Below are 15,464 nucleotides of genomic sequence, written 5' to 3' on the forward strand. Positions count from 1 at the left end.
TTATGGCAAAAGCGGTAAAAAAACAAGCATTAGGAAGAGGATTATCGGCTTTATTAAAAGACCCTTCAAATGATATTAAATCAGCTGAAGACAAAGGTGCCGATAAAGTTGTGGGAAGTATAATAGAGCTTGAATTAGATTCAATTGAATTAAACCCTTTTCAACCAAGAAGTAACTTCAATGAAGAAACTTTACAAGAATTAGCAAAATCCATTAAAGAGCTTGGTGTAATTCAACCTATTACTGTTAGGAAATTAGAATTTAATAAATACCAATTAATTTCAGGTGAACGTCGTTTACGAGCTTCAAAATTATTAGGTCTTGAAACAGTTCCAGCTTACATTCGTTTAGCTAATGACAATGAATCTTTAGTAATGGCATTAGTTGAAAATATTCAACGCCATGACTTAGACCCTATTGAAGTTGCTATTTCTTACCAAAGATTAATTGAAGAAATTAATCTTACTCAAGAAGAATTAAGTGAAAAAGTAGGAAAAAAACGTTCTACAATTACAAATTACTTGCGTTTATTAAAACTGGACCCAATTATCCAAACTGGAATGCGAGATGGTTTCATTTCAATGGGACATGGTAGAGCTTTAATTAATATCGATGATCAAGATGCTCAAAGTGACATTTACCATAAAGTAGTTACAGAGAACCTATCAGTTAGAGATACCGAAGCTTTGGTTAAGAAATACCAAGAAAGTTTAAAACCAAAATCAGCAAAATCAGTTAGCAAGTCCGCTTTTGAATTGAAAGAGGAAGATAAAAAAACATTTGTAAATTATTTTGGAACAAAGGTAGACGTAAATGTAGCTAATAATGGAAAAGGAAAAATTACAATTCCATTCCATTCTGAAGAAGATTTCAATAGAATTTTAAAACTCATCAATAGTTAGTGAAAAAGTATATTTTATTTTTCATCATAAGTATTTTTTCTTTTAACTGTAATGCTCAAGAAGAGCTTTCATTAAAGGCTGAAAACTCCGTGGAAACTACTGTAGATCCTTTATCTCCGGCAAAAGCAGGATTTTATTCGGCCGTTTTACCGGGTTTAGGGCAAGCTCATAATAAGAAATACTGGAAAATTCCAATCATTTACATTGGTTTAGGTTCTGGAATTTATTTTTACACTTGGAATAATAAAAAATACCACGAATTTAGAGATGAATACAAACGAAGACTAGATGGGACTTCAGATCCAAATCATCCTATTTACGGAGAATTAGATGATGACCGTTTAATTCGTGGACAGAAATTCCATCAAAAAAACAGAGATTTGTCAGCTCTAATAACAGCAGCTATTTATATTCTAAATATCGTTGATGCTAATGTTGATGCGCATTTAATGCAATTTAACGTTAATGACAACCTTTCTATAAGCCCTGAATTCAATCAGAATGAAATTGACTACAGATACAACACAGGAGTAAAGCTAACTTTAAATTTTTAACATTTCATTAGCTAACATAAATCGAAAAAACATACTAATCTTACATGAAAATTGCACTTTTAGGTTACGGAAAAATGGGCAAAGTTATTGAACAAATAGCTTTAGAAAGAGGGCATACTATTGTTTTAAAAAAAACGAGTTCAAATAGCTTTGAAGGACTTGAAAATGCAGATGTCGCCATAGACTTTAGTATCCCAAGTACTGCAATTAATCACATCTCGGAATGTTTAAATAGAAATATCCCTATTGTTTCTGGAACCACAGGTTGGCTAGAAGATTATGACAAAATGGTTAATTTATGCAATCAAAAAAAAGGAAGTTTTATTTACGGCTCAAATTTTAGTTTAGGTGTAAATGTTTTCTTTGAATTAAACAGACAGTTGATTAAAATGATGCAAAACTTGAAACAATATAACGTTTCTATGGAAGAAGTGCACCATACTCAAAAATTAGACGCACCAAGCGGAACAGCTATTTCACTCGCAAATGACATCATAAAAAATTCAGATTATACTAATTGGTCGTTAACAAAAGAAGATAGCAGCTTATATATTGATGCCAAAAGAATTGAAAATGTTCCAGGAACACACAGTGTTTTTTACGATTCAAAAGTAGATCAAATCGAAATTAAACATACAGCACATTCAAGAGAAGGATTTGCTCTAGGTTCTATTATCGCAGCAGAATGGATTATAGATAAAAAAGGAGTTTACACTATGAAAGATGTTTTAGGCATTTAAATTATAGTAATAATATAAAGAAGAAAAAACATGTCAATAACAGGTTGGTTACTATTAATAGTAATAGTTCAAGTAATACATTTTGCTGGAACTTGGAAATTATACGAAAAAGCAGGTAGAAAATCTTGGGAAGCAGCTATACCAGTATACAATGCAATAATTTTAATGAAAATTATCAATCGTCCTACATGGTGGACAATTTTACTTTTTATTCCAATTATTAACTTGATAATGTTCCCGGTAATTTGGGTTGAAACATTAAGAAGTTTTGGTAAGAATAGTGTTTTAGACACAACACTTGCAGTTGTTACACTTGGATTCTATGTTACTTATGTTAACTATACGCAAGATGTAAGCTATATTAATGATAGAAATTTAACACCTGTAAATAAAGGAGCAGAAACTGTAAGCTCATTATTATTTGCTGTTGTTGTTGCAACATTTGTGCATACCTATTTTATACAACCTTATACAATACCATCTTCTTCATTAGAAAAATCATTATTAATTGGAGATTTCTTATTTGTAAGCAAGTTTCACTATGGCGCTAGAACACCTATGACAACTGTTGCTGCCCCAATGGTTCATGACACATTGCCAATTATCAATAAAACATCTTATTTATATAATGATAATGATGAAACATCTTGGAAAAACAAATTGCAACTACCTTATTTAAGATTTCCAGGCTTTCAAAAAATAGAGCGAAATGATATTGTCGTTTTCAACTGGCCAGCTGACACATTATACAACATGTATAAACCAGCCGATAGACGATACAGCAAACCTATTGACAAGAAAACAAACTATGTAAAAAGATGTACTGCAATTGCTGGTGACACTTTAAGTATTGTTGACGGAATTGTATTTATTGATGGAAAAGAATCTATTTTACCTGAAAGAGCAAGACCTCAGTACTCATACAAGGTAGCTTGGGATGGAAAAACACCTGTAGATTTAGATTATATTAAAAATGAATTAGACATTACAGATGGTTTTGGTCAAATTGCAAAAGATACTTTATTTTTTAGTGCATTACCATTTGATAATGCAGAGCGTTTAAAAAACATCCCTGGTATTACTCTTGTAAAAAGAGTCATCAATAAAGACAATGAAGATGGTATTTTTCCTGATTTTGGTGATGGAAAACCATCAACATCAAGAAATTGGAACAAAGACAATATGGGGCCAATTTACATCCCAGAAGCTGGCAAAACAGTTTCTTTAAACAAAGAAAACTTGCCTTTTTACCATAAAATTATTAGTGAATATGAAGATAATGAATTATCAGTTTCTGGTAATGAAATTAAAATTAACGGCAAAGTAGCTACTTCTTACACTTTCAAACAAGATTATTATTGGATGATGGGAGATAATCGCCACAATTCATTAGATGCACGTTATTTTGGCTTTACTCCTGCCGATCATATTGTAGGTAAACCTATTTTTATTTGGATGAGTTGGAATTCAAGCGGAAAAGGAATTATGAATAAAATAAGATGGGAACGTTTATTTACAACTGTTAGTGGCGAAGGTCAACCTGAATCTTACTTTAAGTATTTCTTAGGTTTATTAGCCTTATATTTTGTTGGAGAATATTTTTGGAAGAAAAAGAAAGCTAAAGAAGAAGTTTAGTTGTTGATTTAGTTATTTAATTATTCATTTAAAAAAAACAATGAAAAAACTACTGTTCATTTTATTTATTTCAATTTCTGCCAATTTGTTTGCTCAAAAAAGTTCTAAGGATCTAATAAATGACTTTTTTACAACCTATGAAAAAGATGCTGGTAAAGCAGTAAAAGATTTATACGCAACAAACCCATGGACTGAAAGAAAAAAAGATGATATAAATCAAATCATAAGTACAGTCAATGGCTTAAGTGAAGATTATATTGGAAAATATTACGGTTATGAAATCATAACTACAAAAAAGTTTTCTGATAGTTTTATTCTTTATTCATATTTAGTAAAATACGAAAGACAACCACTACGGTTTACTTTTAAATTTTACAAACCAAATGACAAATGGGTATTGTTTTCATATGCTCTTGATGACAATTTAGATGACGAAATAGAAGAAGCTGCTAAACTATATAACTTAGATTTAGAAAAAAAATAAATGAACATTCTTTTACATCCTACCTATTTTCCTTCTATAAGTCATTATGTTGCTATGATGAAAGCGGAAACGATAACTTTTGAAACGGAAGATAACTTTCAAAAACAAAGTAATCGTAATAGAATGTATATTTATGGCCCAAACGGACTTCAATTATTGAATATTCCTGTTTTAAATTCTTCGGAAAAACATTATAAATTTAAAGATGTCAAAATAGACAATAGTACTAAATGGCAAAAAAATCATTCTAAATCTTTAGAAACTGCATATAGAAATTCTCCTTTTTATGAATTTTTAGAACATGATTTACAACCCATTTTTGAAAAAAAACATACTTTTTTATTAGACTTAAATTTTCGAATTTTTGAAATAATAAATGACTGCTTAAGTATTAAACTACCTTTTTCAAAAACAACTGAATATTTTCATGAAACTACTCAATTTGAAGATTTCCGAAATTTAGTAAATGGAAAAAAAGATACTTTTACAAACGATCGCTATACGCAGGTTTTTGAAGAAAAAGATGGTTTTCTTCCAAATTTAAGTATTTTAGATTTGCTTTTTAATGAAGGTCGATGTTCAAAAGGGTACTTGAAAGAGCAAATTATTTAAGCTTTTTCACATCCAAATTTAATCGTGTAAATACAGGAAAATGATCGCTTAACTGAACCGAATTATCAGTTTTAAATTCTTTTACTTCAATTCCTTTTTCAACAAAAATATAATCTATTCGAGCAGGATAATATTTAAAGTTATATGATGCTCCAAAGCCTGTTCCTACCTTTTCAAAAGCATCAGCCATATTTCCTCTAATATTTCTATACACATATGAAAAAGCACTGTTATTCATATCTCCACAAACAATTTTTGGATAATTACATTCGTTATAATGCTCTTGAATTAATTCTGACTGTTGTTGTTGTTCTTTAAAAGCACTACTTATTCTTTTAAATATGAATTTAGACTTGTTTTCATCTAATGTTTCATGAATATCAGTACTAATTTTAATTGACTGCAAATGCATGCTATAAACTCTTATTGTATCTATATTCTTAATTATATCGGCATAAATAACATTATTACTGGAATTTGGAAAATTAATTTCTCCTGTATTAATGATTTCATATTTAGAAAAAATTGCTTGTCCGTATTTATTTTTTCCACCTTCCACTTTAATGTGTTTGTAACCAAAATTTCGAACTCTCACTCTGTCGTTTGGAGAATATTCTTGTAAACATAAAATATCAGGATTATAACCTTGAATAAGTTCTGTAATTTGCTCAGGAACATCTTTACTCGGTAACCATTCATATAAATTGAACAATCTCACATTAAAACTCATCAAAGTAAAATCGGTGCTTTCTTCTTTAATATTAGTTTCAGAAAATTTGTAAAATTTATTAATAAAAGTAAACCCAATTAAAAGCACAAAAGCTGATAGAAAAAATTTACGCTTTAATTGAAGTAACCATATCATGAAAAAGATAAAGTTTAAAAATAAAAACAACGGCATAGACAAGGTTAGTACACTTAAAAAAGGAAATAATTTAGGCGACAAAAAAGGCAACAAATATGCAACCAACGTTAACAAAGCAAGTACTTTATTAAAGAAAAAGGCTATTTTACTTATCCATGATTCTTCTTGCATTATTTACCTACTTTAAATAAAAATTCTTTTTCTTCTTTTGTTAAACTATCATAACCAGATTGTGAAATTCGATCTAAAATATCATCAATCTTTTTCTGATCCATACTTTTCTCTTTTTTAGTAAAAGAGGTTGAACTTGGATTAGGCTTGTTTTTATGAACCTTTTTAAAAGGTGTTTTTTTCTTCGGTTTAAGAAGATTTTCAAAAAATTCTTGTAACGAAGATATCAATTTAGATAAATCTGTACCAGAATTTAACATTTTAACATACAAAAAACCGAATAACGCACCTGCTAAATGCGCCAAATGTCCGCCGCTATTATCTAAAGGTAATTGAATTAAATCTAGCAAAACAATAACAAAAGCTACTTGCCAAAGCTTTACAACTCCAATTAACATTAATCGAATTTGCATAAACGGAGCGTATGTTGCAGTAGCAATTAACAAAGCCATAATAGCTCCACTTGCCCCTACTAAAACAGAAGTCTTACCAACAAGTAAGAATGATACTAAAAAAGCAATTCCAGAAAAAATTCCTCCTAAAATATATAAGCCAAATAATTGTTTTTGAGTGAAATATGCTTCAAATAATCGTCCTGAAAAATGCAAAACCATCATGTTAAAAAGTAAATGCAAGAATCCTGCATGTAAAAACATATAGGTAAACAAAGTCCACGGAGAAAAAATAAAATCATCAAAATTAGAATATAAAGCTAACCAAGATGGAAAGTCAAAATTGCCAAATGAAAAATTATAGAAAAAAATCAAAGACAACAAGTAAAGTCCAATATTCCAAAATATTAGTTTCTGAACTATTCCTCCAGTTTTATATTGACTCTTTATATCTTCAATTATATTCATTTACTTTTTTTTGAATGTATTAATCCCAACGGTTGTTATTGAATTGGTTTTTTTTCCAGTACCACATCATTAAAAAACCACATAAAGCACCACCTAAATGTGCGAAATGGGCAACTCCGGTTCCGCCACTTCCAAATAACGAATCTCCTTTTAGTCCAAGAAATAAGTCAATTGATAAAATTACAGGAACAAAATATTTTGCTTTTATAGGAACAGGAATAAACATTAATGCCAATTCTGCATTTGGAAACATAAATGCAAAAGCTACTAATAGACCATAAATAGCTCCAGATGCTCCTACCGCTGGTGTAAGAAAAGCACTTGCCATATTATCCATTGTAGATTGTGAAATAAACTCAAGCCATTGTGTATTGTACTTTCCTTCGTTTAAAACCTGGAAAATTTCTGTTTGATTAATTCCGTTTTCTATTAATAAATCTAAAGTATGGTGAAACAAATAGTAATTAACTCCTGAATGCAATAACATTGAGCCTATACCACACGACAAATAGAAAAACAAGAATTTTTTACCTCCCCACATTTGCTCCAAGGCACTTCCAAAAGAGACTAAAGCAAACATATTAAAGAAAATATGCATTAAACCTCCATGCATAAACATATGCGTTATAGGTTGCCATAATCTAAATTTATCACTTTCAAAATAATGCAATGCTAATAATTCCGCTGAATTAGGGATTAAAAAACTACCAACAAAAAATATAATATTGATGATTAGCAAATGCTTAACCATATCTGTCATGTTCATCATAATGCGAATTTTTTATCTAAATCTTCAACACTTAACGTGATGAATGTAGGTTTATTAAAAGGTGAAACACTTGAATCTTTACAAGCAAATAATCCGTTTACTAAGTTTTCTTGTTCTCTCTCGTTTAAGTAAACTCCATTCTTAACGGCGATACTTTTAGCCATTGATTTTGCAATTCCATCATTTAATGAAAATGAACTTTCTGGAATTTCTTCTTGTAATGTATTAATCAATTCTTCTAATACAATAGGAATTTCGCTCTCTTGAACATTTACAGGAATTCCAGAAATGAGAACTTTATCCTTTTCTACCGAATCGAAAACAAAACCTGTATTTTCTAATGAAGGTTTTAATTCCATAATAAACTGAACCTCATCATTTGAAAAATACAATTCTATCGGAAATATTAATTGCTGACTTGAGGCTTTATGTACCGTAATGTTTGTTAAAAATTGTTCGTATAAAATTCGTTGATGCGCTCTACTTTGATTCACAACCAACATTCCTGATTTTATTGAACTAACAATGTATTTTTTATGTATTTGATATGTTCTAGAAGGTGTATCTTCAATTTCTCTATCATTAAACAATGAACCTGTTATTTCATGACTTTCAAATGAATGAGAGTGAACATCATTAGTATCTTGCTTTAACCCTACGTATAAATTATCCCATTGAGTGTCTCTTGAATTGGACTTAAAGCTTTGAGTTGAAGAATTTGAGAACGTTTTTTTTGTTCCTTCGCTCGATTCAAAAGGGTTAAAATTTGTGTTAAATTCAATTGTTGGAAATTCGCTCTCCTTATTCTTATATTCGTATGGCGTATCTAAATTAGCATCTCTTTCAAAGTCTAAAACTGGCGCAACATTAAATTGACCTAAACTGTGCTTAATTGCCGAACGTAATATAGCATACAAAGCATGCTCGTCATCAAATTTGATCTCTGTTTTTGTTGGGTGAATATTGATATCAATTGTGTTTGGCGGAACATTCAAATATAAAAAATAGCTTGGCTGATTTCCTTCTCTCAATAAACCTTCATAAGCATTCATAATTGCATGATGTAAATAACCGCTTTTAATAAATCGGTCATTCACAAAGAAAAACTGTTCTCCCCTACTTTTTTTAGCATGTTCTGGCTTTCCAATAAAACCACCAACAGAAACAATTTCAGTATCCTCAGTTACTGGAACTAACTTTTCATTAGTCTTCCCGCCAAATACATTTACAATTCGTTGTCTGTAATTTGAATTGGGTAAATTAAAAGTTTCGCTACCATTATGAATTAAAGTAAATGATATTGAAGGATGTGCTAAAGCAACTCTTTGAAATTCATCAACTATATGCCTAAATTCAACTGTATCTGATTTTAAAAAATTTCTTCTAGCTGGAATATTAAAAAATAAATTTTTAACAGAAAACGAAGTTCCTTTTGGAAGCACTGCAACATCTTGAGAAACAAATTTACTTCCTTCAATAATGATATGAGTTCCTAATTCTTCTTGTTCTTGTTTGGTTTTTAATTCTACATGTGCAATTGCTGCTATTGAAGCTAAGGCTTCTCCACGAAAACCTTTTGTATTTAAAGCAAATAAATCTTCTGCATTACGAATTTTTGAAGTAGCATGTCGTTCAAAACACAAACGAGCATCGGTAACGCTCATACCAGAGCCATTATCAATAACTTGTACTAATGTTTTACCAGCATCTTTAACAATAAGTTTAATATCTGTTGCTTTTGCATCAATAGCGTTTTCAAGCAATTCTTTAACTACAGAAGCCGGTCGCTGAACGACTTCTCCTGCAGCAATTTGATTAGCAACATGATCTGGTAAAAGTTGAATTATACTTGACATTTATTTTTTTCTAAAAATAGATAAATCGAAATCGATGACGAACATAAATAAGACTAGCAACACTAAAACTATAATCATAATTCTAACGTTAAAATTTCTATTTCCTCTATGACGACTGTTCTGACGTGCTTCACTCCAGTGTGCTCTTAAATCATTATAACTTACAGCATCTCTATCTTTCTTAATAAGCGAGTCAAAATCATAAGGATTGTCAATCACTTTCCCTTCATAGTGTCGCGGAGTGTAATTAAACTTTTTATTTTTTGGCAACTTCAGTGAGCCTCGACCGAATTTAAACATATCAATCTATTTTTTTCAAATTTAAGAATTTCTATTCTTTTATATCTGAATTATTTGTTAACAAAAATCCCGCCAATAGCGGGATTTTAATTTTATAAGTAATAAAAAATTAAGCTTTTCTATTTAAATCTACCATTTTAATCGCAGCAATTGCGGCTTCAGTACCTTTATTCCCATGCTTTCCACCACTTCTATCAATAGACTGTTGCATTGAATTATCTGTTAACAAACAAAAAATAGTAGGAACATCGTATTTTAAATTTAAATCTTTTACACCTTGAGTAACGCCTTCACAAACAAACTCAAAATGCATTGTTTCACCTTTAATAACACAACCTATTGCAATAACACAATCTACTTTTTGAGTTTCAATCATTCTTTTAGAACCATAAACCAACTCAAAACTCCCAGGAACATCCCAACGAATTATATTTTCTGACAAAGCTCCACAATCTAATAATGCTGCTTTTGCACCATTAAATAAACCGTTTGTTATTTCATCGTTCCATTCAGAAACAACAATCCCAAACCGAAAGTCTTTCGCGTTTGGGATTGTGTTTTTATCGTATTGAGATAAATTTTTATTTTCTGTAGCCATATTATTCTGTCATCGCAATATAAGCGTCAATATTTGATCCTTCTCTTGAAGTTTCGTATTTCTCTTTAATTTGAGTAAACAATTTATTTGCTTCAGCTTTATTATTTGAAGCTAATGCTAGTTGAGCTGCTTTAAATAAAAATCTTGGAGTTGTAAAATCATTTTCGTTTGCGTCAGCTGCTTTTTTATAATATGAAATAGCATCTTCAACTTTATTAGTTTCAGAATAAGCATCTCCTAAACCTCCTAATGCCATTGCATTTAAAATTACATCTTTTGAAGAAAATTCTAATAAATGTTTTTCAGCATTTTTAAAATCTCTTATGTTTAAAAAAGACATACCAGCATAATAATTAGCAAGGTTTCCTGCTTTTGTTCCAGAATACTGGTCAGCAACTCCTATGAAACCAAGTTTTCCTTCACCACCTTTTAACGCAAGGTTAAATAATGAATCTGGATTCTCTGTATTTACTAAAGCTTGATTAAAATACTCTTGAGCTTGAAAAATTTCATTAAATGCCTCATCTTCTTTAGGTTGAGAAACAAATTTATTGAAAAACAAATAACCAATTGTTACCAATGCGATTGCACCTACAATTCCTAATACTAGTTTTTGATTTTTAGCAACCCATTCTTCCGTTCTAGAAGCCGTTTGGTCTAAAGTGTTAAAAACTTCTTCAGTTGTACTTTCTCCTGAAGTTTTAGTTACTTCTTCAAATTCATTTTCGTTATTGTCTAACTCTTCTGGTTTTGAAGCCTTGTGACCTCTTTTGTTATATGTTGCCATTTATTTTAAATTTATTGAGGTGCAAAAATATAATTTTTATTGAAAATTAAAAGCCCTTTTTATGGTTATTTTTCTATTTTGCAACTACTTTTGCAATACGGCTACAAATAAAGGAAAATAAACTGTGTATTTAAAACAATTATCATTATTAAATTATAAAAACATTTCAGACAAGTCTTTTGATTTTGATGAAAAGGTAAATTGTTTTGTAGGCAAGAACGGTAAAGGAAAAACCAATATATTAGATGCTATTTTTCATTTATCATACGGAAAAAGCTACTTTAACCCTTTAGCTGTTCAAAATATTAAGCACGAAGAAGAATTCTTTTTAATAGATGGAACTTTTTCTAAAAATGAAAAAGAAGAAAAAATTGCTTGCAGTCTTAAAAGAGGTCAAAAAAAAGTTTTAAAAAGGAATAATAAAATTTACGACAAACTTTCTGATCACGTAGGTTTTATTCCATTAGTAATTATTTCACCCTCTGATACTAATTTAATTTCTGAAGGAAGCGATGTAAGACGTAAATTCATTGATAGCGTAATTTCTACTTTAGACAATTTGTACCTTAATGAATTAATTCAATATAATAAGTTGACTGCTCAACGAAATGCATTATTAAAATATTTTGCTTTAAATCAATCTTTTGATAATGAAACCTTAAGTGTTTACAACGATCAAATCACTCCTATTGGTACTAATATTTTTGAAAAGAGAAAGCAGTTTTTAGAAAATTTTATCCCTATTTTTCAAAAATACTATCAATTGATTTCTGATAATGAAGAAAAGGTTCAATTAGTTTACTCAAGTAATTTGTTTGAAAACACATTAGAAGAACTTTTCATAAACAACATTAATAAAGACAGAGCTTTACAATATACTAGTGTAGGAATTCACAAAGATGATTTATCTTTTGAAATCGACAATTTTCCAATTAAGAAATTTGGCTCACAAGGTCAACAAAAATCGTTTTTAATTGCTTTAAAACTAGCCCAATTTGAATTTATAAAGCAACAAAGCGGCGTATTGCCCATTCTTCTTTTTGATGACATTTTTGATAAGCTTGACGAATCTAGAGTTCAAAAAATAGTAGCAATGGTAAATGACGAGGTTTTTGGCCAAATATTTATTTCCGATACACATGCAGAAAGAACTGAAGCGATAATTAAAAGCACGCATCAATCTTACTCTATATTTCAGTTGTAACTGAAATTATTATTACTTTTACACTGATTTTTTTTTCAAAACATATGAATATTCAAACTGATTTTTCTTTAAAAACATACAATACTTTTGGGATAGATGCAAAAGCGAAGCAATTTACTTCTGTGCAAAATATTGAAGAACTAACTACTGTTTTAGAACATAATACAGATATTTTTATTTTAGGCGGAGGAAGCAATATGCTGTTAACACAAGATATAGATAAACTAGTTGTTCATGTAAATTTAAAAGGAATATCTATAATTGAAGAAAATGAAGATTCTGTATGGATAAAAGCTAATGCAGGAGAAAATTGGCATGAATTTGTTTTATGGTGCATTGACCATAATTATGGAGGAATTGAAAACTTATCGCTTATTCCTGGTAATGTTGGCACAACTCCAATTCAAAATATTGGTGCTTATGGAGTTGAAATAAAAGATATGTTTTCTTCTTGTGACGCTATTAAGATTACCGACAAAAAAATTAAAACTTTCAAAAAAGAAGATTGTAATTTTGGGTACAGAGAAAGCATCTTTAAAAATGATTTAAAAGATCTATATATTATTACAAGTGTAGTTTTTAAACTTACAAAAAAGAACCACAAAACTAATAGTTCTTATGGCGCTATTGAAACTGAATTAGCAAATCACAAGATTACAAATCCTACCATAAAAGACATTAGTAATGCAGTAATTGCTATTAGAAAAAGTAAACTTCCAGACCCAAAAGAACTTGGAAACAGTGGTAGTTTCTTTAAAAACCCAATTGTTCCATTAGAATTATATAAAAAAGTTACGCTTAAATATCCAGATATGCCTCACTATGTTGTTTCTGAAACAGAAGTAAAAGTTCCGGCAGGTTGGCTAATTGAGCAGGCTGGATTTAAAGGTAAAAGATTTGGAGACGCTGGAATTCATGAAAAACAAGCATTAGTACTTGTTAATTATGGAAATGCAACCGGACAAGAGATTGTAGACGTTTCCAAAAACATTCAAAAGACTATACTTGATAAATACGGCATTTCTATTGAAGCCGAAGTAAATATTATTTAAACATTTTTTGTATTTCATTACTGTTTGTTTTGTAAATTTGCAATCTCTAAAATAATGAAAAATGAAACTTGTTTTATTAACTATCGGTTTACTTGCAATAGCATTTGCAGGAATTGCAATTAAAATATGGGCAAAAAAAGACGGGAAATTTTCTGGAACTTGCGCTAGCCAAAGTCCGTTTTTAAATAAAGACGGAGAAAATTGCGGATTTTGCGGTAAAACCCCAGAGCAAATGCAAGATTGCACAAACGATTCTGAAAAATAAGTACCCAATTATATATGGTTTTAAATATACTTTTAATAAGTTTTATAGTAGTAATTTGCATACAAGTTATTTATTATCTATTCATTTTTGGTAATTTTTCTTTTGGGAAAGTTAATAATGGTAATTCTCAAAAATTACCTGTTTCTATTATAGTTTGTGCCAAAAATGAAGCAGAAAATATAAAAAATTATTTTCCCCTTTTAATTAATCAAAAATATCCTGAATTTGAAATTGTACTAATTGATGACGCTTCAAGTGATGAAACTTTAGATTTATTCGAAGAGTATGAAAAACAATACTCAAATGTCAAATTGGTTAAAGTTCAAAACAACGAAACTTTTTGGGGTAATAAAAAATACGCATTAACTTTAGGAATTAAAGTCGCGAAACACCAACATTTACTTTTTATAGATGCCGATTGCAAACCTGCATCTTTTGAATGGATAAGTAACATGACTTCTAATTTTACTCCTAAAAAAACCATTGTTTTAGGATATGGCGCACATAATAAAATTAAAGGTTCATTTTTAAACAAAATCATACGATTTGAAACTTTAATGACGGCTGTTCAATATTTTTCATGGGCAAAAATAGGGGCACCTTATATGGGAGTTGGACGAAATTTAGCTTATAAAAGTGATGAGTTTTACAAAGTAAACGGTTTTATTGACCATATGAAAATTCGTTCTGGCGATGATGATTTATTCATCAACCAAGCAAGTACAAAAAATAATACAACAATTTGCATTGAACCAAATAGCTTTACCTATTCTGATGCAAAAACTAATTTTAATGATTGGTTCAACCAAAAAAGAAGACATATTTCAACCGCTAAATACTACAAAGGATTTGATAAATTCCAATTGGGTTTGTTTTACTTTTCTCAACTATTTACTATCCTTTTAGGAATAATTTTACTAGCTTTAAACCATCAATTAATATTAGTTGCAGCATTATTTACCTTTAGGTACCTTATCTCTTGGATGTCCTTAGGGTTTAGTGCTTCAAAATTAAAAGAAAGCGATGTAATGTATTGGTATCCTATTATCGAAACAGTACTTATTTTTACTCAATTATATTTATTTATTATTAACTTATTCTCAAAACCTAAGCATTGGTAATAACTTCAGAAATAATCCAAAAAAATATAGAAAAAGCTAAAAATGGCGACCAAGTTGCTTTTACTTTTCTACTTGATTTCTTTTGGAATGAAGTTTTTGGATATATGCTTAAAAGAACTGAAAATGAGGCCGATACAGATGATATTGTAATTGAAACATTTGCAAAAGCATTTGATAAAATTGCGACTTATAATCCTGAATTTGGATTTAATACTTGGTTAATTGCTATTGCAAAAAATGTACATATTGACATGTTGCGAAAAAAGAAAACCTCTTTATTTTTAGACATGAATAGTAGTGATGATAATCAAGCGTATCAAATTGTTGATGAAACTCCAAGTGCAGAAGACGATATTATTACCGAGCAAAACCTTTCGCAATTATTAGGTTATATTAAACAATTGAAGCCTGCTTATCAGGAAGTAATCCAATTGCGTTATTTTCAAGAAATGAGCTACATTGATATTTCGGAAACACTTGAAGAACCTTTAAATAATATTAAAGTAAAGCTACTTAGAGCCAAAAAATTATTAGCCGAAATTATTTCTAAAAGGAACTAATTTTTACTCTAAAACTATTCTGAAAACACAAATCAAGAACTTGATTCTGTTTTTTTGTTAGAAATATAATAACAAAACATAAAAACTTCCAACTTCTAACACCTAACTTCTAACTTCTTATTACCTTTG

At 29.6% G+C, this 15,464-nt stretch carries 18 protein-coding genes; 11 read left to right on the plus strand and 7 right to left on the minus strand.

Annotated elements, in window-relative coordinates:
• The first annotated feature begins 2 nt into the window (after positions 1-2).
• From UXY25_RS06475 to UXY25_RS06500, 6 genes are read left to right on the plus strand one after another with little or no spacing between them, the layout of a single operon-like run.
• Positions 3-902 (plus strand): ParB/RepB/Spo0J family partition protein, encoded by a 900-nt coding sequence (locus UXY25_RS06475; protein WP_320815192.1) that lies wholly within the window; start codon positions 3-5, stop codon positions 900-902.
• Positions 902-1,456, plus strand: coding sequence for a DUF5683 domain-containing protein (locus tag UXY25_RS06480; protein WP_320815193.1), 555 nt, complete (start codon positions 902-904; stop codon positions 1,454-1,456). Before UXY25_RS06475 ends, UXY25_RS06480 begins: the two co-directional genes overlap by 1 nt.
• Positions 1,457-1,500: 44 nt before the next feature.
• Positions 1,501-2,196 carry a 4-hydroxy-tetrahydrodipicolinate reductase gene (dapB, locus tag UXY25_RS06485; RefSeq protein ID WP_320815194.1) on the plus strand — a complete coding sequence of 232 codons (696 nt, stop codon included), beginning with the start codon at positions 1,501-1,503 and terminating at the stop codon, positions 2,194-2,196.
• A 30-nt stretch (positions 2,197-2,226) separates the two neighbouring features.
• Positions 2,227-3,831: a signal peptidase I gene (lepB, locus tag UXY25_RS06490; protein ID WP_320815195.1), complete on the plus strand. Its 1,605-nt coding sequence runs from the start codon at positions 2,227-2,229 to the stop codon at positions 3,829-3,831.
• A 40-nt stretch (positions 3,832-3,871) separates the two neighbouring features.
• Positions 3,872-4,315, plus strand: coding sequence for a hypothetical protein (locus UXY25_RS06495; protein WP_320815196.1), 444 nt, complete (start codon positions 3,872-3,874; stop codon positions 4,313-4,315).
• Positions 4,316-4,927 carry a WbqC family protein gene (locus UXY25_RS06500; RefSeq protein WP_320815197.1) on the plus strand — a complete coding sequence of 204 codons (612 nt, stop codon included), beginning with the start codon at positions 4,316-4,318 and terminating at the stop codon, positions 4,925-4,927. It abuts the gene before it with no gap.
• Here UXY25_RS06500 and UXY25_RS06505 read toward each other — a convergent pair.
• The 7 genes from UXY25_RS06505 to UXY25_RS06535 all read right to left on the minus strand — a co-directional run bounded on the left by UXY25_RS06505 (position 4,920) and on the right by UXY25_RS06535 (position 11,133).
• Positions 4,920-5,963 (minus strand): endonuclease/exonuclease/phosphatase family protein, encoded by a 1,044-nt coding sequence (locus tag UXY25_RS06505; protein ID WP_320815198.1) that lies wholly within the window; start codon positions 5,961-5,963, stop codon positions 4,920-4,922. The genes UXY25_RS06500 and UXY25_RS06505 overlap by 8 nt on opposite strands.
• The gene (locus UXY25_RS06510; RefSeq protein ID WP_320815199.1) at positions 5,963-6,823 is read right to left on the minus strand and encodes a rhomboid family intramembrane serine protease; all 861 of its coding nucleotides are present in this window, start codon (positions 6,821-6,823) and stop codon (positions 5,963-5,965) included. Before UXY25_RS06510 ends, UXY25_RS06505 begins: the two co-directional genes overlap by 1 nt.
• 19 nt (positions 6,824-6,842) lie before the next feature.
• The gene (locus UXY25_RS06515; RefSeq protein WP_320815200.1) at positions 6,843-7,592 is read right to left on the minus strand and encodes a rhomboid family intramembrane serine protease; all 750 of its coding nucleotides are present in this window, start codon (positions 7,590-7,592) and stop codon (positions 6,843-6,845) included.
• Positions 7,589-9,448 (minus strand): DNA mismatch repair endonuclease MutL, encoded by a 1,860-nt coding sequence (gene mutL / locus UXY25_RS06520; RefSeq protein ID WP_320815201.1) that lies wholly within the window; start codon positions 9,446-9,448, stop codon positions 7,589-7,591. The genes UXY25_RS06515 and mutL overlap by 4 nt, the downstream gene beginning before the upstream one ends.
• Complete coding sequence (locus tag UXY25_RS06525; RefSeq protein WP_320815202.1) at positions 9,449-9,748, minus strand: hypothetical protein; 300 nt, start codon at positions 9,746-9,748, stop codon at positions 9,449-9,451.
• 109 nt (positions 9,749-9,857) lie between these two features.
• Positions 9,858-10,346, minus strand: coding sequence for a 6,7-dimethyl-8-ribityllumazine synthase (gene ribH, locus UXY25_RS06530; protein WP_320815203.1), 489 nt, complete (start codon positions 10,344-10,346; stop codon positions 9,858-9,860).
• 1 nt (position 10,347) lies between these two features.
• Positions 10,348-11,133 (minus strand): tetratricopeptide repeat protein, encoded by a 786-nt coding sequence (locus UXY25_RS06535; protein WP_320815204.1) that lies wholly within the window; start codon positions 11,131-11,133, stop codon positions 10,348-10,350.
• Positions 11,134-11,257: 124 nt separating this feature from the next.
• On the opposite strand from UXY25_RS06535, the gene recF reads away from it, so the two are divergent.
• From recF to UXY25_RS06560, 5 genes are all read left to right on the plus strand, one after another.
• Positions 11,258-12,337 (plus strand): DNA replication/repair protein RecF, encoded by a 1,080-nt coding sequence (recF, locus tag UXY25_RS06540; RefSeq protein ID WP_320815205.1) that lies wholly within the window; start codon positions 11,258-11,260, stop codon positions 12,335-12,337.
• Positions 12,338-12,381: 44 nt separating this feature from the next.
• Positions 12,382-13,389, plus strand: coding sequence for a UDP-N-acetylmuramate dehydrogenase (murB, locus tag UXY25_RS06545; protein WP_320815206.1), 1,008 nt, complete (start codon positions 12,382-12,384; stop codon positions 13,387-13,389).
• Between the two features lie 61 nt (positions 13,390-13,450).
• A complete protein-coding gene (locus UXY25_RS06550) occupies positions 13,451-13,654 on the plus strand; it encodes a membrane or secreted protein (RefSeq protein WP_320815207.1) in 204 nt (67 codons plus the stop codon).
• A 14-nt stretch (positions 13,655-13,668) separates the two neighbouring features.
• The gene (locus UXY25_RS06555) at positions 13,669-14,775 is read left to right on the plus strand and encodes a glycosyltransferase (protein WP_320815208.1); all 1,107 of its coding nucleotides are present in this window, start codon (positions 13,669-13,671) and stop codon (positions 14,773-14,775) included.
• Positions 14,769-15,335 (plus strand): sigma-70 family RNA polymerase sigma factor, encoded by a 567-nt coding sequence (locus UXY25_RS06560; protein WP_320815209.1) that lies wholly within the window; start codon positions 14,769-14,771, stop codon positions 15,333-15,335. Before UXY25_RS06555 ends, UXY25_RS06560 begins: the two co-directional genes overlap by 7 nt.
• Positions 15,336-15,464 lie beyond the last annotated feature (129 nt).

The organism is Flavobacterium sp. (assembly GCF_034111225.1).
Classification (GTDB): Bacteria; Bacteroidota; Bacteroidia; order Flavobacteriales; family Flavobacteriaceae; genus Flavobacterium.